Source organism: Citrobacter sp. Cf136 (assembly GCF_030333815.1).
Classification (GTDB): domain Bacteria; phylum Pseudomonadota; class Gammaproteobacteria; order Enterobacterales; family Enterobacteriaceae; genus Citrobacter; species Citrobacter freundii.
The window spans coordinates 27,432-46,797 of the sequence record NZ_JAOWFE010000011.1 but is presented as its reverse complement, the minus strand read 5'-3'; the positions used below and the strand labels follow the sequence as shown (position 1 = coordinate 46,797).

Genomic DNA, 19,366 nt, shown 5'->3' with positions numbered 1-19,366 from the left:
CTTGGTTAGCGGAACAGGCGATATTCGTTACACAGCACCAGCAGCGCCGGTTCGTCTTCTTCAATGTCGTTGTAGCGGGAAATCGGTTGCAGAAAATGGTTGTCGTGGTCGTCGTCATTAACAGAAGAGACCTCGCCAACCAGCACGTCGCCAAAACCTTCTTCCGCCCAGAAGCTGTGATACAGGCCCGGCGGCAGGCAGATGCTTTCACCCGGCGTCAGGCGCAGTTGACTGCCTGCGGCATGGGTTTGCCGACAGCCGTCAATTACCACGCTAACGTCGCTGTCTTCCGTTTGCTCGCGGATCCCTGCATTCCACAGTTCTACAATGAGATTGCCTCCGCCGCGATTGATAATGTCTTCGCGTTTGCGCCAGTGAAAATGCATCGGCGTGACCTGTGCATCGCGAACATGCATGATTTTCTCGGCGTAGCATTTCTCGTAAGGCATGCCTTTCGGCGAACCATTACGCAGGGTGAACAGCGTTAATCCTTGCGCGGCGAAATTATTGCCGCCAAACGCGGTGACATCCCAACCGAGCTTAAGGTCGAACACTTCGCTCCAGGCAGCGGCATCAAGCTTGCGCCATTGGGTCGGGGGGAAGCTGGCAAAAGGGGGGAGATGCACGTCGTGCTGAGAGAAAAACTGGCGCGTGTGGCCAAGGATCTCGTTTATTGCGGAGCGTTTCATCGGCTGAATCCTCCTTAATATAATGCCGGATGGTGCCGCGCTTATCCGGCCTACAAATTCATAGCGATCTTGTAGACCGGATAAGGCATCTTTGCCGCCAACCGGCGTTGTTGTGGCGGGCTATTTAACCGTCCAACCCTTATAACTGCCGACGTTGTTTTTATCGATCATCGTCACTGGGATCAGCACGGGTTCTTTCGGGGCTGGTTTCCCCTGCAATATGTCATAGCCGATTTCAACCGCTTTGGCAGCCATCACCTGCGGATCTTGTGCCGGAGTCGCCACAAATAGTGAGTTTTCGCGCTTCAGCGCTTCTTCACCGTCTGGGCTGCCGTCTACGCCGACAATAAAGAATTCGCTACGCTGCGCCTGTTTTGCCGCCAGATCGGCGCCGATCGCTGTGGGATCGTTAATGGCGAATACGCCGTCGATCTTCGGATTCGCCGCCAGCAACGCGGTCATGATCTCCAGCCCGCCTTCGCGACTGCCTTTGGCGTTTTGGTTATGCGACAGCACCTTGATGTCCGGGTGGCGTTTAAACTCAGTCTGGCAGCCTTCCACACGGTTCTGGACGGCGGAAACCGGCGGCCCGTTGATGATGACGACGTTGCCTTTCCCTTTCAGACGGTCGGTAATGTATTTACAGGCCATTTCACCTGCCTGAGTGTTATCGGAAGTAATGGTCGCGTCTGCGCCTTCCGCCGCTACGTCAACGGCAACCACCACGATCCCGGCGTCTTTCGCGCGTTTAACCGCCGGGCCAATGCCTTTGGAGTCGGCGGCGTTAAGGATAATCATGTCGACTTTGGCGGCAATAAAGTTGTCGATTTGCGACACCTGTTGCCCCAGATCGTAGCCGCTGGAAACCAGCGTTACTTTAACGCTATCACCTGCCAGTTTGCGTGCTTCCAGCTCCGCGCCTTTGGTGATCTGCACGAAGAACGGGTTGGCCAGATCGCCCACCGTAACGCCGATGGATTTCAGTTCTTTTGCCTGCACAAATGGAGCTGCAGCAAGCAGGGCGCCAGCACAGAGCGCGGTCACTAATGGCTTCAAACGCATACTCGTTTCCTCACGTAGGGTATTGTTGTTATACGCCTGATGGCGCTGCGCTTATCAGGCCTACGAATGAGTAGGCCAGTAAGCTTGTCTATGCACTTTGATGGTGTCGGGTACGGTATTTGTCGATCAGCACCGCTATGATGATCACCGCCCCTTTGATCACCAATTGCCAGAAATAGGAGACGCCCATCAGCGTCATGCCGTTATTGAGCGTGGCAATGATCAACGCCCCCACCAGCGTGCCGGTGATGGTGCCGATCCCGCCAACAAAGCTGGTGCCGCCGAGAATCACCGCCGCGATGGCGTCCAGCTCGTAACCCATGCCTAAGTTGCCGTTGGCGCTGTACAGCCGCGAGGCGCTCATCACCCCGCCAAGACCTGAGAGCAAACCGCTCATGCCGTAGACGAACAGCAGCACCAGCCACACTTTGATACCGGTTAAGCGCGCGGCTTGCATATTGCCGCCAACCGCATAGATATGAACGCCGAGTGTGGTGCGCCTAAGAATGAACCAGCACACCACCACCACCGCCAGCGCAATGACCACCAGCCACGGAACCGGACCGAGATAGTTGTTACCGATCCACTCAAAGCTGATGTTGGAGTTAATCACCGTCGTGCCGTCGGCCAGCAGGTAAGCTGCGCCGCGCAGCGCCGTATAGGTTCCAAGCGTGACGATAAACGGCGGCAGGCCGGCAAAAGCGACCAGCGCGCCGTTAAACAACCCCAGCACCATGCCGAGCAACAGTGCGGCAGGGACTGACAGCATGGCAAATTCCGGGATCAGCGAAACCACCATCGCTGCCACTGCGGTGGTGCCGAGAATCGAACCAACCGAAAGATCGATGCCGCCGGTTAAAATAATGAAGGTCATGCCAGCGGCCAGCACGATGTTGATCGACGCCTGACGGGTAATATTCAGCAGGTTACTCTCGGTAAAAAAGTTAGGCGCGATGAAGCCAAACACCGCCACTATCAGGATGAGAATCGGTAAGATACCGACCGTTTGCATCAGATCGCTCATCAGCATTTTTTTTGCGGAGGCGGATTTCGCCACCTGCTGGGGAGTGGTTGGATTATTCATGGGGTACCGCCTGATGATGGGAGTCGTTCACGCCGGTTGCCAGCGTCATAATATTTTCCTGGGTAATACTTTGTCCGTTCAGCTCGCCGGCAATACTGCCTTCGCGCATGACGTACACGCGGTCGCTCATCCCGACCACTTCCGGTAGTTCGCTGGAGATCATTAGGATCGCCACGCCTTTGCGCGCCATATCGTTCATGATCCGGTAGATCTCGCTTTTGGCGCCGACGTCCACACCGCGCGTCGGTTCATCGAGGATCAAAATGCGTGGCCCGATCGCCACCCAGCGCGAAATCAGCAGCTTTTGCTGGTTGCCGCCGGACAAGCCGCCTGCGCGGACCTGGGCATGCGGGACGCGAATATTGAGCAATTTGATGGCATCATCGGAAATCGCCTGCGCCTTTTTGCGATCGAGCATGCCCCAGTTCGCGTCACGTTCCAGCGTTGCCATGGTGATGTTTTCTGCCGCTGCCAGCTCTAAAAATAATCCCTGCTCTTTGCGGTTTTCCGTCAGAAAGCCAATGCCGTGGTCAATTGCTTCGCGCGGGGAGTGGATCACCACCGGTTCACCGTCCACTTCAATCATGCCGCCGATGGCTTTGCGCACGCCAAAAATCAGCTGCGCCAGTTCAGAACGCCCGGCGCCGACTAACCCGGCCAGGCCGACGATCTCCCCGGAGCGCACCAGCAAGCTGCACGGTTGGACTTTATGGCCGTCGGTAAGGTGATGGACGTTGAGGCGTGCTTTACCTAAAGGAATGTCGCGCTCTTTGTTGAACAGGTCGCTCAACGGACGGCCCACCATCATGCGCACCAGCTCCGAGGCGTTGAGCTTGTCGCGGGTCAGGCTGCCAACATATTGCCCGTCGCGCAGGACGCTGACGCGATCGGAGAGTTCGTACACTTCCGCCATGCGGTGGCTGATGTAGATAATCGCCATCCCCTCATCGCGCAGGCGCATGATCAGTTCAAACAGGCGGTGGGTTTCACGTGAGGAGAGGGCGGCGGTGGGTTCATCCATCACCAGAATGCGGCTGTTACGGTGCAGGGCACGGGCAATTTCAACCTGCTGCTGTTCGGCGATGGTCAACGTCATCACACGGTCGCTGGCCTTAAACTGGGCGCCGAGTCGATCGATGACTTTCTGTGACTGCATGACCATCTCTTTACGCTGGACCAGACCGCCGCGCGACAGCTCGCTGCCAAGAAAGATATTTTCTGCCACCGTCAGGTTCGGCGCGAGCTGCATCTCCTGATAAATCAGCGTGATGCCTGCGCTGAGTGCATCTTTGGGACCGCGAATGTGAAACGGCTGACCGTCAATTAGGATTTCACCGCTGGTGGCGGTATAGGCGCCCGCGAGGATCTTCATCAGGGTGCTTTTCCCCGCACCGTTCTCGCCCATCAGGGCATGAATCTCGCCCGGCCAGACCGTTAAATCAACCCCTTTCAGCGCGTAAAATTTGCCAAACGCTTTAGCAATGTTGCGCATCTCCAGAACCGGTGTCCTGCTCATGGCGGATCTCCTGTGGGGTGGCCGATATCAGCAGTCCATCACAGGAATGTAAATGCAAAATGTCAGAAGCCGTTCATATTTGTCATATTGCGATTTTTCTTCACGGAGCGTGATATGCCGCAACCGGGACGTCACTTTTTCGCCAGTGCGCGTGGACGATTGCTGTTCTTCAATCTGCTGGTGGTGGCGGTCACGCTGATGGTGAGCGGCGTGGCGGTGCTGGGGTTTCAGCACGCAAGCCAGATCCAGGAGCAGGTGCAGCAGCAAACCGTTGACGACATGACCGGCAGCATGAACCTGGCACGGGATACGGCGAACGTCGCGACAGCGGCGGTGCGGCTGTCGCAGGTAGTCGGGGCGCTGGAATACAAAGGGGAAGCGGAGCGGCTGCAGGAGACGCAAAGGGCGCTGAAGCAGTCGCTGGAACAACTGGCTACCGCGCCGCTGGCACAGCAGGAGCCGGTGCTGGTCGAGCGAATTATCCAGCGCAGCCAGGAGCTACAAAGCAGCGTGGAAGGTATGTTGCAGCGCGGTCAGCGGCGGCACCTGGAACGTAACGCGCTGCTCAGTTCGCTGTATCAAAATCAAAGCTATTTACGCCATCTGCAAAAGCTCACTGGCGCGCAGGACGATGTGCTGCTGGGGCAGATGGACCGCTTAATTGTTGCCGCCATCGACACGCCCACGCCGCGTTCGGTGGTGAAACAACTGGATGCAGTGATGCCCGCTCTTCCCTTGCTGCATGCCAATCCGCTGATTAGCGGTATCCTCAACGACTTCAACCAGGAGCTGCATAAGCTGGAGCCGCTCTCCTCCGCGCTGGAGCAAAGTGATTTGGCCATCAATTGGTATATGTTCCACATCAAAGCGTTGGTGGCGATCCTCAACAGCGATATCAACCAGTATGCCTCGCAGGTGGCGCTGATCTCAGAGCAGCGGGTGGCGCAAAACCATCAGGAACTGCAATCCGGCGCGTTGTTTATTTTAGTGTTTGCGCTGCTGGCGGTGGTGATCACCGGTTTTGCCGGGTGGTATATCTACCGTAATCTCGGCTCCAACCTAACGGCCATTTCGCGGGCGATGACCCGGCTGGCGCACGGTGAATCAGACGTCAGTGTCCCGGCCCTGCAGCGGCGCGATGAGCTGGGCGAGCTGGCCCGCGCCTTTAGCGTCTTTGCCCGCAATACGGCATCGCTGGAGCACACCACTCGACTGCTAAAAGAAAAAACCAGCCAGATGGAAATCGATCGCACCGAGCGTCAGGGGCTGGAAGAAGCGCTGTTGCACAGCCAAAAGCTGAAGGCGGTGGGGCAACTGACGGGTGGATTAGCGCATGATTTCAATAACCTGCTGGCGGTGATTATTGGCAGTCTGGATTTGGTGAATCCGGAGTCGCCCGATGCGCCACGGGTCAATCGGGCGCTAAAAGCCGCCGAGCGCGGGGCGCTGCTTACCCAACGGCTGCTGGCCTTTTCGCGCAAACAGTCATTGCACCCTCATGCGGTGGAGCTGAAAACGCTGCTGGAAAACCTGGGCGAACTGATGCGCCACTCTCTTCCGGCCACGTTGACGCTGGAGATTGAAGCCCAGTCGCCTGCCTGGCCCGCGTGGATTGACGTCAGCCAACTGGAAAACGCCATTATCAATCTGGTGATGAACGCCCGTGACGCCATGGACGGGCAGGCGGGCACGATAAAAATCAGTACGTGGAATCAACGGGTTACGCGCAGCGATGGGCGTAAGCAGGACATGGTGATGCTGGAGGTAGCCGACCAGGGAAGTGGGATGTCGCAGGAAGTGAAAGCGCAGGTCTTCGAGCCATTTTTCACCACCAAACAGACCGGCAGCGGCAGTGGGCTTGGGCTGTCGATGGTTTACGGTTTTGTGCGCCAGTCCGGTGGCCGGGTGGAGATTGAAAGCGCCCCCGGGCAGGGAACGACTGTCCGGCTGCAACTGCCTCGCGCCGTTGTTCCGGTGCAGGCTCAAGTGGAAGCGGTAGCGCAACACACAACGACCAACGATGAAAAACTGGTGTTGGTGCTCGAGGATGAGGACGATGTACGCCAGACGTTGTGCGAGCAATTACACCTGCTGGGCTACCTGACGTTAGAGGCCGCCAACGGCGAACAGGCGATGCATATGCTGGCGGCTTCATCCGAGATTGATATTTTTATCAGCGACTTAATGCTGCCTGGTGGTTTAAGCGGCGTGGATGTGGTTAACCATGCCCAGGCACATTATCCGCAGTTGTCCATCTTGCTGATGAGCGGTCAGGATTTACGCCCGGCGCATAACCCGGCGCTGCCGGATGTGGCACTATTGCGTAAGCCTTTTACCCGGGGAGAGCTGGCGCAGGCGCTGCGGCATTCGCGTAATTGAGATTCCTCCGCTACCCGCGCAAATACGCTTTGGTTACCGTGGGGCGAGTTTCTTGATGAGGCTGGTTTTATGCAACGCTCCGCGACATTCCTTCTTTTTAGTTTGCTGATGCTGACCACCGTATCGGCGCAGGCGGATATTATCGATGACGCCATTGGTAATATTCAGCAGGCGATAAACGACGCATACAAACCGGACAACGGGCGGGATTATGATGATTCCCGTGATGAAAGCTGGCAGCGCCAGATGAGTGACGACCGGCGCAGGCAATATGACAATCGCCGCCGCCAGTTTGAAGATCGACGTCGCCAACTGGATGACCGTCAGCGCCAGCTTGATCAAGAACGGCGTCAGTTAGAAGACGAAGAACGCAGAATGGAAGAAGATTACGATCGTTAACTGTAACTATCTAAATGTAAGAATATTTTATCCCCTGTAAGGGATTTCGCTGTCAGCTCAACATCTCGCCATTTTATGTTAATGCATGCACTTGAGCACAGTGCATGTATGCATTGCAATCTCTCTATGCTTATGGAAAAGTCGCCTGACTGTCGTCTTGTCGGCCGGATAAGATGTTTTCATCGCATCCGGCAAATTTCCTTACTCCAGCATAATCTCCATACCGTCATATCCTGCCTCAAACCCTGCGGGAAGCTGGTTTTCCATCATCCACAGGTCGAACTGATGGCTGATATGCGTCAGGATCACCCGTGGACAGCGGATAATGTCGTTCAACGCGATAACGGTATTTAAATCACAGTGATTGCGCGGTGGCTCGGTGCGCGGGGCATGGCTGCAGTCGATGATAATCACCTGGGGTTGGTTATTGTGGAGAAACTTCAGCGTCTTGTCGGGAAGTCCGGCGGTATCGGAGAGCCACGCCACGCGGCTATGTGCGGTCTCCAGCAGATAACCAAACGTCAGCTTTGAATGGTTGAGCGGTAGCGGCGTGACCTGCAATCCTTGCAGGTCAAACACTACGAATGGCGCGACGGTATGGCTAAAATCGAGGATGCCGGGATGCTTAAACAGATCGTCGCAACCCTGTTCATCCGGCGGTCCGTACACCGGGATAGTCGCCCCCACGCCCCAGCGCAGCGGAAACAGCCCCTGCACGTGATCCATATGATAGTGGGTCAGCAGAAACTGCTGGAAGCTGCCCGCTGGCCAGTCGTCCATCAGATGCGGGATCCCTGCGTCCAGAAGCGTCACCGCATTGTTGAATTTGACCACCCCGCTACAAGGGCGTCGACGATATTGCGCCTGTAAGCGTGCTCGTTGGCAGGCCGCACAGTCGCAGCCAAATGTCGGCACCAGCTGTGCGCCGCCCGTTCCCGTTAGCGTAATGGTCAGACTCATGGCTCCCCCTACAGCGGTTTGGTGAAGCGAAAATGGCTCATGGTATAGCCTTCGCGCTGGTAAAAACGGTGTGCGTCAAGGCGTTGGGTGCTGGTGGAAAGCTCGGCGACTTCTGCGCCCGCTTCGCGTGCGGCGGCTTCGGCCCAGGCCAGTAGCTGGCTGCCGACCCTTAACCCTCGCGCCTGCGGCATCACCACCAGTTCCTGGATTTCGCCAATCCAGTTGGCGTGGTGCAGATGAAACTGCAGGTGTAGACCGATCAAGCCGACGACCTGTCCGTCGATCAGTGCCAACTGGTAGTGCATATTGGCATCTTGCAGATTAGCGGCGTAACCAGCGCTAAAAGCCTGCAGGTCAAATTGACCCTGCTTCAACTCGCAGATGAGCGCGTAAACCGCATCGGTATCGTAGAGCGTGGCGCGGCGTAATTCACAGACAGACATGTTTCTTCTCCTTGCGTCCCATCAGTGCGAGCAGTGTATCGACAGACTGTAGCAAACTACCATCGTTATTCAGGACGTGGCAGTCATACGGGGCGTAGCGGGCTGCGCGTTCAAGACGGGCGGCGATTTCCGTTTCGCTCTCCCGCCCACGAGCCTGCAGGCGCTGGCGGAGAATTGCCGGAGAAACCTGTAAGCAAATGGGAAGCAAAGAAGCGCCATAACGGGCCTGCGCCTGGGGCAGATGCGCACGCGAGCCGTTGACCACCACATCAAAACCAGCGTGCAGCCAGAGGTCTATCTCCACGCCGACGCCGTAGTAGAAACCGTTGGCGTGCCAGCTCAGCGCCAGCAGATTCTGCCCGGCGCGGGTAAAAAACTCTGGTTCACTTAGCGCAATATGATTTTCATTCCCGGCGTTGGCGGCGCGGGTGATGTAGCGATGCGCCACCAGCAGTTGCGCCGGTTCCTGCTGGCGCAATTCTGCCAGCAGACTGTCCTTACCGGAGCCGGACGGCCCCATCAGCCAGATCAGTTTACCCATAGTCAGAATACCCTTTTGCCCTGACGCCAGACGTGGTCGATATGGATGTTGCCGCCTTTGCGATGCGCCAGCACCAGATCCGCGCGTTTACCTTCGGCAATAACGCCGCGATCGTCGAGATTTAAGGCCCGCGCCGGATTGCGGGTCACCAGACGAATAGCCTGCGACAGCGTAAAGCGGTTAGCGTCGTCATCCGCTACGCGAAATGCCGCATCGAGCAGGCTGGCGGGGTAGTAGTCGGAGGAGAGAATATCCAGCAGCCCCAGCTCAGCCAGCCTATGTGCCGCCACGTTGCCGGAGTGAGAACCGCCGCGCACGATGTTAGGTGCGCCCATCAGCACGTTCATGCCATGCTGGCGTGAGGCATCGGCGGCTTCGAAAGTTGTGGGAAATTCGGCGATCACGCTGCCAAGTTGATGCGATTCGAGCACATGATCGCAGGTGGCATCGTCATGGCTCGCCAACGCAATCTGGCGCTCACGGCACATCTGGGCAATCGCCGTGCGGTTGGGCTGTGACCAACGCGCAGCCAGCGCTAACTGTTCTTCTTCATAACGGGCCATCTGCTCGTCGGTGAGCGAATACTTGCCCTGATAATACTCGCGGTACTTCTCACGATTGGCGAACTGACGCTGGCCGGGGGAATGATCCATCAGCGACACCAGCGTCACCGGCTCACGACCGACCAGTTTTTCAAACAGCGGCAGGGTAGTGTGATGCGGCAGCTCGCAGCGCAGGTGCAGGCGGTGCTCGGCGCGATTGACCCCACGCTTTTGCGTCTCTTCCACCGCGTTGATCATCTTCTCCAGATTTTCCAGACGGTCACCACCGTCGCGCACATCGCCAATCGCCACTGCGTCCAGCACGGTGGTAATGCCGCTGGCGACCATTAGCGCGTCGTGGCTGCTCATCGCCGAGTGGGCAGGCCAGTCTACCTTCGGGCGCGGGGTAAAAAATTTGTCGAGATTATCGGTATGCAGCTCGATAAGCCCTGGCAGCAGCCAGCCGCCTTCGCCGTCCAGCGCCTCAGGTAGACTGCTCGGACTTTCAGCAAAGGCGCGAATGACCCCGCCCTCGATTTCCAGCGATCCTTGCACCACGTCATCTTCCAGTACCAGCTTTACATTATTGATAATCATGCTGTTGTTCCCATCAGATGCAGACGATCCGCTACGCGGTCGCGCACGGTTTGATCGTGAAAAATACCGACAATTGCTGCGCCGCGGGCTTTTGCTTCTTCAATCAATGCGACGACGGCGGCGCTATTTTTGGCGTCCAGCGAGGCGGTGGGTTCATCGAGCAGCAGAATCGGGTAATCGACGATAAACCCGCGGGCGATGTTGACGCGCTGCTGTTCGCCACCGGAGAAGGTCGACGGTGCCAGGTGCCACAGCCGCTCCGGCACGTTCAGGCGGGTAAGTAGGTTAGCCGCTTTGGCTGCACACTCCTCACGGGAGACACCCAGATCCAGCAGCGGTTGCATCACCACATCCAGCGCGGAAATCCTCGGGATTACGCGCAGGAACTGGCTCACCCAGCCGATGGTTGAACGGCGAACTTCCAACACTTTGCGCGCCGGGGCCTGCACCAGATCGACCCACTCATCGCAGTGGCGAATGTGGATGTGTCCTTCATCCGGCAGATAGTTGGCGTACAGCGATCGCAGCAGCGTGGACTTGCCGCTACCCGAGTGACCGTGCAGCACAACGCATTCGCCGTTTTTCACTTCCAGCGTGGCGTTTTGCAGCACCGGCAGACGCACGCCGTTTTGCTGATGCAGGACAAAGGTTTTACTGACATTTTCAACGCGGATCATTTGAGCCTCATGGTTCTTATTGCCGGATGGTGCTGTGCTTATCCGGCCTACAAACAGCGCCCCGTAAGCTGCCATCCGGCATCCGATGTTTAATTTTGCAAAACGGACGACACCAACAACTGGGTGTACGGATGGTGCGGGTCGTCGAGCACGCGGTCGGTTAACCCACTTTCCACCACCTGACCCTGCTTCATCACCAGCAAACGGTCTGCCAGCAGACGCGCCACACCCAAATCGTGGGTGACAATGACCACTGCAAGATCCAGTTCCACCACCAGGCCGCGCAGCAGGTCCAGCAGTTTGGCCTGTACAGAAACGTCCAGCCCACCGGTGGGTTCGTCCATAAACACCAGTTTGGGATGGGTGACGAGGTTGCGGGCGATCTGCAGGCGCTGCTGCATACCGCCGGAAAAGGTGGTTGGCAGGTCGTCGATACGCGAGGCAGGGATCTCCACCTCCTCCAGCCAGCGCTGCGCGGTGGCGCGGATGTCGCCGTAGTGACGCGCGCCAGTGGCCATCAGGCGTTCGCCGATATTGCCGCCGGCGGAGACCTGACGGCGCAGGCCATCCAGCGGATGCTGATGCACCACGCCCCATTCGGTGCGCAGCAGACGGCGACGGTCGGCCTCGTTCATGCCGTACAGCGAACGGTTCTGATACAAAATCTCACCGCTCTGCGGCGTCAGCCGTGAAGAGATCGATTTCAGCAGCGTGGTTTTGCCAGAACCGGACTCGCCGACGATACCCAGCACTTCGCCTGGCCACAGGTCAAAAGAGACATCGCTGAAGCCCTTGCCCGGCGCGTAGAGATGGGTCAGGTTGTTGACTGAAAGCAGCGGTTGCGTCATTTGCTGAGGGCCTCGCTCTGTTGGCGGCAGTAATCGGTGTCGGAGCAGACAAACATGCGTTTGCCGCTGTCATCGAGCACCACTTCATCGAGATAGCTGTGGGTTGAGCCGCAGATGGCACAAGGTTCATCCCAGCTCTGCAAGGTAAACGGGTGATCGTCGAAATCGAGGCTTTCCACGCGAGTGTAAGGTGGAACGGCATAGATGCGTTTTTCGCGGCCTGCGCCAAACAGTTGCAGGGCCGGCATCATGTCCATCTTCGGATTGTCGAATTTCGGGATGGGCGACGGGTCCATGACGTAGCGGTCGTTGACCTTCACCGGATAGGCGTAAGTGGTAGCGATATGACCAAAGCGGGCGATATCTTCATACAGTTTCACCTGCATGATGCCGTACTCTTCCAGCGCGTGCATGGTGCGAGTTTCCGTTTCACGCGGTTCGATAAAGCGCAGCGGCTCGGGGATCGGTACCTGGAAGATGATTATTTGATCTTCCACCAGCGGCGTCTCCGGGATGCGGTGGCGGGTCTGGATCAGCGTCGCATCTTCCGTACGCTCAGTGGTATTCACTCCGGTCACACGCTTGAAGAAATTACGAATCGATACGGCGTTAGTGGTGTCGTCCGCGCCCTGGTCAATCACTTTCAGCACGTCCGGCTCGCCAATCACGCTGGCGGTAAGTTGAATGCCGCCGGTTCCCCATCCGTATGGCATCGGCATTTCACGTCCGCCAAACGGTACCTGGTAACCAGGGATCGCTACCGCTTTCAGAATTGCGCGGCGGATCATGCGTTTGGTCTGCTCATCAAGATAGGCAAAGTTGTAGCCGGAGAGGTTAGTGGTCACGGGTGGCCTCCTGTTGCAGGCGTTTGAGCAGTTCCAGTTCGGCCTGGAAATCGACGTAATGGGGAAGTTTGAGGTGCGAAACAAAACCCGCCGCCTCGACGTTATCCGCATGCGCCAGCACGAACTCTTCATCCTGCGCCGGTCCTGTGACCGTTTCATCGTATTCGGCTGCCTGTAGGGCGCGGTCCACCAGCGCCATCGCCATCGCTTTACGTTCGCTCATACCGAACACCAGCCCGTAGCCGCGGGTAAAATGGGGGGATTCATTTTCTGGCGCGACAAAACCGTTGACCATTTCACATTCCGTCATCAGCAGTTCGCCGACGTTCACCGCAAATCCCAGCTCTTCCGGTACGGTTTCCAGTGCCACATAGCCGCTACGGATTTCGGCGGCAAACGGGTGGTTGCGCCCGTAGCCGCGCTGGGTGGAGTAGGCCAGCGCCAGCAAATATCCCTCGTCACCACGCATCAGCTGTTGCAGACGTGAAGCGCGTGAGCAGGGGTAAACCGGCGGCGTGCGGGTGATGTCGTCGGGTGTCGCGCCATCATCCTCTTCACGTTTTGCCAGGCCCTGGTTCGCCAGCAGGGAAAAGACGTGCGGGGAGGCATCCTGCGCGCCGTCTGCGCTGCGCAGAGGCGGGGTTTCGCCATTGGCCAGTAAGGTAAAATCCAGCAGGCGATGGGTATAGTCATAGGTTGGACCCAACAGCTGCCCGCCGGGAATATCCTTGTAGACCGCGGAGATTCTGCGCTCAAGACGCATTTCTGCGCTGTTAACCGGTTCGCTGACAGCTACCTTTGCCAGCGTAGTGCGGTAGGCGCGGAGCAAAAAGATGGCCTCGACGTTATCGCCGCTGGCCTGTTTGAGCGCCAGCGCAGCCAGTTCGCGGTCAGCGATGCCACCTTCGGTCATCACCCGATCAACGGCCAGGTTCATCTGCTGTTCGATTTGCGCCACGCTCAGTTCAGCAATGGTCTCATCGCCCCGGCGTCGGTTTTCCTGCAGGGCGTGGGCGTTGGCTATCGCCTTTTCGCCCCCTTTGACGGCGACGTACATCAGCACACCTCCACATGGGTGGTTCGCGGAATAGCCAGCAGGCGTTCGCCACAGGTGAGGATCAGATCGACCCCCAGTGGGAATGGGTGCGGGCGTTCGGTGAGTTCGTGAATCAGGCATTCCGGCAGCTGTGGCGCGATCATGCGCTCTTCGGCGATGCCCGCGCCGGTCAGACGCAGCATGCGTCCACCGCTTAAGCCTGAGACTTGCACAATCAGCGTGGCGCTGGTTTCTGGTGCGACGGCTGAACCGGCGGAGAGGGCGTTAAGCTGTTCGCTGCTGATACGTTCGTCGGCGACGGCAAAGGCCGCCAACTGTGGTTGCTCCACCAGCGGCGCGTTGGTGTGAAAACGCAGGTTCTGCCGGACGATATCGTTATCCATCGACGGCGCCAGCCAGACCGGCGTGTCGCCATCGACCAGGGTCAGCAGCACGCTGGTGGTCGCCAGACCCAGCGGCTGCCAGCCGTGTTTCAGCTGATGCAGGGCGACGATTACGCCCGGTTCGCTCATGGCTTTCAGCAGGCGACGAAAGCTCTGCTGAGCATCCTGAACGGGTAAATTAAATGCGGTCTGTAAGGTCATGCGTTATCTCCGCGTACCAGCGTGAAGAAGTCGACCCGGCTGGCGTTGACTTCGGCACAGCGTGCGTTAATCAACGCATCGCGTTCCGCTTCCAGCGGGGCAATTAAGGTTTCCATTAGGTTCTGGAAATGCGTTTGTTCCTGCAGTAGCGCGTCAATTACCGCGCACTGCTCGGCATGTTGTTTATTGCGTCCCAGCAGGTAGCTGTAACCCAGCGTGCCGCTCTTCAGGCGTACCACTGCGCGGGTAAGCGTGGTGTCACCGGCAAAGAAGCGGTTACCGGTACCGCCCATACGGGCCTGGATCTGCATCAGTCCGCTTTCCGGTGCGCGGATAAGTTCATAGTCCGGCGTCAGTTTGAGCGCGTTGATGCGGGCGTTCAGGGCATCGGCATTGCTGTAAGCCAGCGCGCGCATCCAGCGCTGGCGGGTGGCGGTATCGAAATGCATTCAGTGCTCCATAGTGAATTCGATCATGTCGGCGCGGGTCAGGCTGACGGAGTATTCCGCCGCGTGTTCTTCGCCTTCACGGTGGTTCAGGGTGCGCACGCACAGCAGCGGCGCCATATTGGGGATTTCCAGCACCTTGCTCTCTTTGGCCTGCGCGCGGCGGGCGCTGATGCGCGTTTGCGTGCGCAGTAGCGTCAGACCGGATTGTTGACGCAGATAGTCGTGCAGTGAGCCGCTGTTGAAGCCTTGCAGCAGCGGCCACAGCGTGAGGTCGGAAAAATAGTGGTCGATCTGGCACAGTGCGATCCCGTTAACCCGGCGCAGGGTGCGCAGGTGAATCACGTTATCGCCCTCGTTTATGCTGAGCGCATCGGCAATGTGGCTGGAGGCCGGACGCAGCACCGCCAGCAGTTTTTCGCTGGTGGGGTGGCTGCCCTGGTCCAGCAGGTTCTGACTAAAGCGTGCCTGGGCATTAAGCGGGTAATCGAACGGGCGCATCAGCACCAGCACGCCGACTCCCTGGCGACGCTGAACCCAACCGCGTTCAACCAACTGGTCAATGGCGCGGCGCAGGGTGTGGCGGTTTACCTCGAAGCGCGCGGCAAGCTGATGCTCGGCGGGCAGATAGTCACCGCAGCGATAATGTTGACGTAGCTCCTGCTCAAGTCTCGCGGCAATTTCCTGATAACGCGTTGGATAGCTGGTCGGATGTGTAGACAAGTGCATAGCAATCAATGCCTCGCTAATCAGATAAAGTGCTTACGCAAACGCTGGGAAAGGAAATCCAACAGGCTGACGGTGACGATGATTAACACCATCAGGGCGCAGGTTTGCTGGAACTGAAAGCCGCGAATCGCTTCCCATAAGGTCACGCCAATACCACCTGCGCCCACCATGCCGACTACCGTGGCCGAGCGAACGTTGGATTCAAAGCGATACAGCGAGTAGGAGATCAGTAGCGGCATGACCTGTGGCAGAACGCCGTACAGAATCTCTTCAATTTTGTTGGCTCCGGTGGCGCGAATACCTTCTACCGGACCCGGCTCAATGGCTTCTACCGCCTCGGAAAGCAGCTTGGAGAGTACCCCGGTAGTGTGGATAAACAGCGCCATCACCCCGGCGAATGGCCCTAACCCGACGGCGACCACGAACAGCATCGCGAAGACCATTTCATTGATGGCGCGGCAGGCGTCCATCAGGCGGCGCATCGGCTGGTAAATCCACCACGGCACCAGGTTATCGGCGCACATCAGGCCGAAGGGAATCGATAGCACCACGGCGAGGGCAGTCCCCCAGACGGCAATTTGCAGGGTGACGGCCATTTCACCGAGATAGTCTTGCCACTGGTTGAAGTCCGGTGGGAAGAAGTCGGCGGCGAAGGTTGCCATATTGCCGGAATCTTCGATCAGCGTGAGCGGAGCCATTTCGGCACCTTTCCACGAGACCACCAGTACGGCGAGCAGAATGGCCCAGCTCAGCAGCGAGAACCAGCTACGTTTGGGCGGGGCGACGGTGATGGTTTGCATGTTTAGCTCCGTGCATAGGTTATTGCCGGATGGCGGCGCAGGCGTCTTATCCGGCCTACAAAACACCGTAGGCCCGGTAAGCGAAGCGCCACCGGGCACCAGGGTTACTGCACCGCTTTGGTGACGCTGGTCATGGCGCCCAGTGCGGCTGTCAGACGGTCAAGGTCATCGAGCTGCGCTTTCAACGCCGAGGTTTTGCTGGTTTTCTCTTCCTCGTTCAGCCCTTTGTTGTCCTTCACACCCTGCATCTCTTTAAACAGTGCCAGCTGGCGAATCGGCACCAGTTGCAGATCGCTGGAGGCGCGGAACGGTGCCCATCCAAGGCGTTCCAGTACGGTTTTCTGTTCCGGCGTTTTGCCGTAATTCATAAAGAAGTCGTACACCTTGTCCTTGGTGGTTTCGGAGAGGTTTTTACGCCAGACGATCGGATCGCCCGGGATCAGCGGTGACTTCCAGATCACCTTCAGCTCTTTCAGCTTTTCCGGCGCGGAAGTTTTCAGCTTGTCGAGGTTTTCGGTGTTGTTGGTGGCGACATCGACCTGCTTGTTGGCGACGGCCAGGGCGTTGGTTTCGTGTCCGGCGTTAACGGTGCGTTTGAAATCGCTCGCGGAGATGTTGTTTTTGGCAAAGACGTAGTAGCCGGGAACAAGGAAGCCTGACGTTGAGTTGGGATCGCCGTTGCCGAAGGTCAGATCCTTACGTTTGGCGATCAGATCGTTCAGGTTATTGATCGGACTGTCTTTGTTAACGATCAACACGCTCCAGTAACCCGGGGATCCGTCGGCGGCAACGGTCTGGGCAAACACTTGCCCGTTAGCGCGATCCACCGCTTCCATTGCCGAGAGGTTGCCGTACCAGGCGATATCCACTTTGTTAAAGCGCATGCCCTGGATGATCCCGGCGTAGTCCGGGGCGAAGAAGGCGTTCACTTTCACGCCCAGTGATTTTTCCATGTCCTTCAGGAACGGTTCCCACTGCGGCTTCAGGTTTTGCTGTGACTCGGTCGAAATAATGCCAAAGTTCAGCGCTTTTTCTTGCTCTTCGGCATGCGCCGGGCTTAACAAGGTACTGACGCTAAACATGCTGGTGAAAGCCAGCGCGGCAACTGTCTTATAGCTCATGTCGTTTCCTTAATTAGTCATTGTTCCAGGCTATTTCACTTGCCAGCCTGAATCCGGGCAGTGCTCAAAATCCTCACGTACTGCGTGTACGCTCCGGTTTTTCCGCGCTGGCCGTCTCCAGCCTGGCTGCGCCAATAACGCCTGGTTTTTTAGAACTATGCAGCCTGCGCGTTCTGTTCGACGCGGTTCATGCTGCGGTAAAGATGGTCACAACGATCGTTATCAAAATGCTGGCTGCTGCCATCAAAGAAGACGTTGCCCTGGCGCAGCGCGACGATGCGTTCGCAGTAGCGCAGGGCGTAATCTACCTGATGCAGCGTGACGACCACGGTGATGCCGTCGGTCTGGTTGATGTCGCGTAGGGTGTCCATCACGATGCGGGCGGATTCCGGGTCCAGTGAGGCAATCGGCTCATCGGCAAGGATCACTTTGGCCTGCTGCATCAGCGCGCGGGCGATTGCGACGCGCTGTTGTTGTCCGCCCGAAAGCGTGGAAACACGCTGGTATGCAAAATGCGCCATGCCCACGCGGGTCAGCGCCTGTAATGCACGCTGTTTCTGCTCAGCGGTAAACCAGCTAAAACAGGTGCGCCAGAACGGCGTGCTGCCGAGCGCGCCAATCAGGACGTTCTCCAGCACTGTCAGGCGGTTCACCAGATTGAACTGCTGGAAGATGTAGCCGGTGTGGGCGCGGCTTTTGCGGATATCGCGCGCCAGGCGGCCTTCATGTTGAACGGTGCGGCCCAGCAGCTCGACGCGGCTACCGGGTGATTTATCACCGACGATCAAACCGCTTAAATGACGTAAAAGGGTGGATTTGCCGGAGCCGGACGGCCCAAGCAGAGCCACCATCTCACCGGAACAGATGTTCAGATCAACCGCATTGAGCGCCTGATGTTGATTGAAGGACTTGGAGAGTTTTTCGACGCGAATAATCGTTTGCATGCTGCGGCCTCCCTAAAAAAGTGGCCCCATCGTGGCGGATCAATGTGACGTTTTCGTTAAGGGATAGTTACTCGATGATGAAGAGTTGAGCGCTATTTGATGACAGTACGGGAGGGCTGGCCTCCCGTTGGATTACTCTGTAGGGGGTTGCTGTTGTTTGACGACGTTGATCATCCACGGCACGCCATACTGGTCGCTCACTTTACCGAAACCGTGGGCCCAGAAGGTTTCCTGCCAGTCCATTTCGATTTTTCCGTTTGCTGCCAGGTTATCAAACCAGCGTTTGCCTTCATCGACGTTTTGCGTGTCGAGCACTAGCGTAAAGCCAGAGTAGTGAGCATTTCCGTCCGGGGCGCTATCGCTCATCATGATGTCGCTGCCCGCAACGCGCAGGTTGGCGTGGGCAATGGCGGTATCGGGGAATTTCATGCCTGAAGGGCAACCATCTTCACTATCCTGCGCCGATTTGGGCATTTCACCGAAGTTGATTTTGTAGAGCAGTTCAGCGCCTAACGTTTTTTGATAGTAGGCGATAGCGTCAGCGCAGTTGCCTGCAAAGGAGATATAGGGACTTAACGGCATAATCTTTACCTCAGGTAAAAGAAACCAGTTAAGTGTAGTTATCGTCTGCATAAATAAACCAGGCGGGAAGTATGAGCTTCCCGCCTGGCAGATGAGCTGGTGTAGACCTGATGAGCGTAGTGCCATCAGGCAATTTGCATCAGTTCTTTTTCACAAACTCAGATTTCAGCTTCATTGGGCCAAAGCCATCGATTTTGCAATCGATGTTGTGGTCACCTTCAACCAGGCGAATGTTTTTCACTTTGGTACCGATCTTCAGCATGGAAGAGCTACCTTTTACCTTCAGGTCTTTCACGACGGTAACGCTGTCGCCGTCGGCCAGCAGGTTGCCGTTAGCATCTTTAACGATCAGTTCGTCGCTGTCCTGTGCCGGTTCAGCATCGTTCCATTCGTGCGCGCATTCCGGGCAGATGAACATGCCGTTATCTTCGTAAGTGTATTCGGAGTTGCATTGTGGGCAGTGTGGTAATGACATGTGGATTTCCTCAAAAGTCAGCAGGGGCAAATGCGCCCAAAAAATG

General features: G+C 57.3%; 22 protein-coding genes. 2 read left to right on the top strand and 20 right to left on the bottom strand.

What is annotated here, in order from left to right; all coding sequences use genetic code 11:
* Window positions 1-5: 5 nt before the first annotated feature.
* The 4 genes from OGV98_RS00260 to OGV98_RS00245 form a co-directional block, all read right to left on the bottom strand.
* Window positions 6-689: a D-lyxose/D-mannose isomerase gene (locus tag OGV98_RS00260; protein WP_003031789.1), complete on the bottom strand. Its 684-nt coding sequence runs from the start codon at window positions 687-689 to the stop codon at window positions 6-8.
* Between the two features lie 120 nt (window positions 690-809).
* The gene (locus OGV98_RS00255) at window positions 810-1,751 is read right to left on the bottom strand and encodes an ABC transporter substrate-binding protein (RefSeq protein WP_003826688.1); all 942 of its coding nucleotides are present in this window, start codon (window positions 1,749-1,751) and stop codon (window positions 810-812) included.
* An 88-nt stretch (window positions 1,752-1,839) separates the two neighbouring features.
* A complete protein-coding gene (locus OGV98_RS00250) occupies window positions 1,840-2,835 on the bottom strand; it encodes an ABC transporter permease subunit (RefSeq protein WP_003031803.1) in 996 nt (331 codons plus the stop codon).
* Window positions 2,828-4,351, bottom strand: a complete 1,524-nt coding sequence (locus OGV98_RS00245; protein ID WP_003844755.1) for a sugar ABC transporter ATP-binding protein — start codon at window positions 4,349-4,351, stop codon at window positions 2,828-2,830. The genes OGV98_RS00250 and OGV98_RS00245 overlap by 8 nt, the downstream gene beginning before the upstream one ends.
* 114 nt (window positions 4,352-4,465) lie before the next feature.
* Between OGV98_RS00245 and OGV98_RS00240 the strand changes: the two genes are divergently transcribed.
* Both OGV98_RS00240 and yjdP read left to right on the top strand, forming a co-directional pair.
* A complete protein-coding gene (locus tag OGV98_RS00240) occupies window positions 4,466-6,730 on the top strand; it encodes a hybrid sensor histidine kinase/response regulator (RefSeq protein WP_279279080.1) in 2,265 nt (754 codons plus the stop codon).
* A gap of 69 nt (window positions 6,731-6,799) precedes the next feature.
* Window positions 6,800-7,129, top strand: a complete 330-nt coding sequence (gene yjdP / locus OGV98_RS00235) for a DDRRRQL repeat protein YjdP (RefSeq protein ID WP_003031807.1) — start codon at window positions 6,800-6,802, stop codon at window positions 7,127-7,129.
* Between the two features lie 201 nt (window positions 7,130-7,330).
* On the opposite strand, the gene phnP is transcribed toward yjdP, so the two are convergent.
* The 16 genes from phnP to OGV98_RS00155 form a co-directional block, all read right to left on the bottom strand.
* Window positions 7,331-8,089 (bottom strand): phosphonate metabolism protein PhnP, encoded by a 759-nt coding sequence (gene phnP / locus OGV98_RS00230; RefSeq protein WP_032938155.1) that lies wholly within the window; start codon window positions 8,087-8,089, stop codon window positions 7,331-7,333.
* A gap of 8 nt (window positions 8,090-8,097) precedes the next feature.
* Entirely contained in the window at window positions 8,098-8,532 is a 435-nt protein-coding gene (gene phnO, locus OGV98_RS00225) for an aminoalkylphosphonate N-acetyltransferase (RefSeq protein WP_286550907.1), read from the bottom strand.
* Entirely contained in the window at window positions 8,519-9,073 is a 555-nt protein-coding gene (gene phnN, locus OGV98_RS00220) for a ribose 1,5-bisphosphokinase (protein WP_003841102.1), read from the bottom strand. The genes phnO and phnN overlap by 14 nt, the downstream gene beginning before the upstream one ends.
* 2 nt (window positions 9,074-9,075) lie before the next feature.
* Window positions 9,076-10,212 carry an alpha-D-ribose 1-methylphosphonate 5-triphosphate diphosphatase gene (gene phnM, locus OGV98_RS00215; RefSeq protein WP_003031811.1) on the bottom strand — a complete coding sequence of 379 codons (1,137 nt, stop codon included), beginning with the start codon at window positions 10,210-10,212 and terminating at the stop codon, window positions 9,076-9,078.
* On the bottom strand, window positions 10,209-10,889 hold the full coding sequence (phnL, locus tag OGV98_RS00210; RefSeq protein WP_121540666.1) for a phosphonate C-P lyase system protein PhnL: 681 nt from the start codon (window positions 10,887-10,889) through the stop codon (window positions 10,209-10,211). Before phnL ends, phnM begins: the two co-directional genes overlap by 4 nt.
* Before the next feature lie 89 nt (window positions 10,890-10,978).
* Complete coding sequence (gene phnK / locus OGV98_RS00205; RefSeq protein WP_003844769.1) at window positions 10,979-11,737, bottom strand: phosphonate C-P lyase system protein PhnK; 759 nt, start codon at window positions 11,735-11,737, stop codon at window positions 10,979-10,981.
* On the bottom strand, window positions 11,734-12,525 hold the full coding sequence (gene phnJ / locus OGV98_RS00200) for an alpha-D-ribose 1-methylphosphonate 5-phosphate C-P-lyase PhnJ (RefSeq protein WP_237665931.1): 792 nt from the start codon (window positions 12,523-12,525) through the stop codon (window positions 11,734-11,736). Before phnJ ends, phnK begins: the two co-directional genes overlap by 4 nt.
* Before the next feature lie 46 nt (window positions 12,526-12,571).
* Complete coding sequence (locus OGV98_RS00195) at window positions 12,572-13,639, bottom strand: carbon-phosphorus lyase complex subunit (RefSeq protein ID WP_003844770.1); 1,068 nt, start codon at window positions 13,637-13,639, stop codon at window positions 12,572-12,574.
* Window positions 13,639-14,223, bottom strand: coding sequence for a phosphonate C-P lyase system protein PhnH (phnH, locus tag OGV98_RS00190; RefSeq protein ID WP_202580840.1), 585 nt, complete (start codon window positions 14,221-14,223; stop codon window positions 13,639-13,641). Before phnH ends, OGV98_RS00195 begins: the two co-directional genes overlap by 1 nt.
* Window positions 14,220-14,672, bottom strand: a complete 453-nt coding sequence (gene phnG, locus OGV98_RS00185; protein ID WP_003031825.1) for a phosphonate C-P lyase system protein PhnG — start codon at window positions 14,670-14,672, stop codon at window positions 14,220-14,222. Before phnG ends, phnH begins: the two co-directional genes overlap by 4 nt.
* On the bottom strand, window positions 14,673-15,398 hold the full coding sequence (gene phnF, locus OGV98_RS00180) for a phosphonate metabolism transcriptional regulator PhnF (RefSeq protein WP_003031826.1): 726 nt from the start codon (window positions 15,396-15,398) through the stop codon (window positions 14,673-14,675).
* A 20-nt stretch (window positions 15,399-15,418) separates the two neighbouring features.
* Window positions 15,419-16,198, bottom strand: coding sequence for a phosphonate ABC transporter, permease protein PhnE (gene phnE, locus OGV98_RS00175; protein WP_202580839.1), 780 nt, complete (start codon window positions 16,196-16,198; stop codon window positions 15,419-15,421).
* Between the two features lie 104 nt (window positions 16,199-16,302).
* Window positions 16,303-17,319 carry a phosphonate ABC transporter substrate-binding protein gene (gene phnD, locus OGV98_RS00170; protein ID WP_003031828.1) on the bottom strand — a complete coding sequence of 339 codons (1,017 nt, stop codon included), beginning with the start codon at window positions 17,317-17,319 and terminating at the stop codon, window positions 16,303-16,305.
* Between the two features lie 155 nt (window positions 17,320-17,474).
* Window positions 17,475-18,263 (bottom strand): phosphonate ABC transporter ATP-binding protein, encoded by a 789-nt coding sequence (gene phnC / locus OGV98_RS00165; RefSeq protein WP_286550903.1) that lies wholly within the window; start codon window positions 18,261-18,263, stop codon window positions 17,475-17,477.
* 132 nt (window positions 18,264-18,395) lie between these two features.
* Window positions 18,396-18,845 carry a VOC family metalloprotein YjdN gene (yjdN, locus tag OGV98_RS00160; RefSeq protein WP_003031832.1) on the bottom strand — a complete coding sequence of 150 codons (450 nt, stop codon included), beginning with the start codon at window positions 18,843-18,845 and terminating at the stop codon, window positions 18,396-18,398.
* Window positions 18,846-18,984: 139 nt separating this feature from the next.
* Window positions 18,985-19,320, bottom strand: coding sequence for a zinc ribbon domain-containing protein YjdM (locus tag OGV98_RS00155; RefSeq protein ID WP_003031835.1), 336 nt, complete (start codon window positions 19,318-19,320; stop codon window positions 18,985-18,987).
* Window positions 19,321-19,366: the final 46 nt, after the last annotated feature.

What these genes read in the sequence shown, in the direction of transcription:
- phnD (WP_003031828.1), bottom strand. Translation starts at nt 17,319, where the DNA reads ATGAGCTATAAGACAGTTGCCGCGCTGGCTTTCACCAGCATGTTTAGC.
- phnC (WP_286550903.1), bottom strand. Translation starts at nt 18,263, where the DNA reads ATGCAAACGATTATTCGCGTCGAAAAACTCTCCAAGTCCTTCAATCAA.
- phnH (WP_202580840.1), bottom strand. Translation starts at nt 14,223, where the DNA reads ATGACCTTACAGACCGCATTTAATTTACCCGTTCAGGATGCTCAGCAG.
- OGV98_RS00155 (WP_003031835.1), bottom strand. Translation starts at nt 19,320, where the DNA reads ATGTCATTACCACACTGCCCACAATGCAACTCCGAATACACTTACGAA.
- phnM (WP_003031811.1), bottom strand. Translation starts at nt 10,212, where the DNA reads ATGATTATCAATAATGTAAAGCTGGTACTGGAAGATGACGTGGTGCAA.
- phnN (WP_003841102.1), bottom strand. Translation starts at nt 9,073, where the DNA reads ATGGGTAAACTGATCTGGCTGATGGGGCCGTCCGGCTCCGGTAAGGAC.
- OGV98_RS00250 (WP_003031803.1), bottom strand. Translation starts at nt 2,835, where the DNA reads ATGAATAATCCAACCACTCCCCAGCAGGTGGCGAAATCCGCCTCCGCA.
- OGV98_RS00240 (WP_279279080.1), top strand. Translation starts at nt 4,466, where the DNA reads ATGCCGCAACCGGGACGTCACTTTTTCGCCAGTGCGCGTGGACGATTG.
- OGV98_RS00245 (WP_003844755.1), bottom strand. Translation starts at nt 4,351, where the DNA reads ATGAGCAGGACACCGGTTCTGGAGATGCGCAACATTGCTAAAGCGTTT.
- OGV98_RS00195 (WP_003844770.1), bottom strand. Translation starts at nt 13,639, where the DNA reads ATGTACGTCGCCGTCAAAGGGGGCGAAAAGGCGATAGCCAACGCCCAC.
- phnP (WP_032938155.1), bottom strand. Translation starts at nt 8,089, where the DNA reads ATGAGTCTGACCATTACGCTAACGGGAACGGGCGGCGCACAGCTGGTG.
- OGV98_RS00255 (WP_003826688.1), bottom strand. Translation starts at nt 1,751, where the DNA reads ATGCGTTTGAAGCCATTAGTGACCGCGCTCTGTGCTGGCGCCCTGCTT.
- phnJ (WP_237665931.1), bottom strand. Translation starts at nt 12,525, where the DNA reads ATGATCCGCCGCGCAATTCTGAAAGCGGTAGCGATCCCTGGTTACCAG.
- yjdN (WP_003031832.1), bottom strand. Translation starts at nt 18,845, where the DNA reads ATGCCGTTAAGTCCCTATATCTCCTTTGCAGGCAACTGCGCTGACGCT.
- phnF (WP_003031826.1), bottom strand. Translation starts at nt 15,398, where the DNA reads ATGCACTTGTCTACACATCCGACCAGCTATCCAACGCGTTATCAGGAA.
- OGV98_RS00260 (WP_003031789.1), bottom strand. Translation starts at nt 689, where the DNA reads ATGAAACGCTCCGCAATAAACGAGATCCTTGGCCACACGCGCCAGTTT.
- phnE (WP_202580839.1), bottom strand. Translation starts at nt 16,198, where the DNA reads ATGCAAACCATCACCGTCGCCCCGCCCAAACGTAGCTGGTTCTCGCTG.
- yjdP (WP_003031807.1), top strand. Translation starts at nt 6,800, where the DNA reads ATGCAACGCTCCGCGACATTCCTTCTTTTTAGTTTGCTGATGCTGACC.
- phnO (WP_286550907.1), bottom strand. Translation starts at nt 8,532, where the DNA reads ATGTCTGTCTGTGAATTACGCCGCGCCACGCTCTACGATACCGATGCG.
- phnK (WP_003844769.1), bottom strand. Translation starts at nt 11,737, where the DNA reads ATGACGCAACCGCTGCTTTCAGTCAACAACCTGACCCATCTCTACGCG.
- phnG (WP_003031825.1), bottom strand. Translation starts at nt 14,672, where the DNA reads ATGCATTTCGATACCGCCACCCGCCAGCGCTGGATGCGCGCGCTGGCT.
- phnL (WP_121540666.1), bottom strand. Translation starts at nt 10,889, where the DNA reads ATGATCCGCGTTGAAAATGTCAGTAAAACCTTTGTCCTGCATCAGCAA.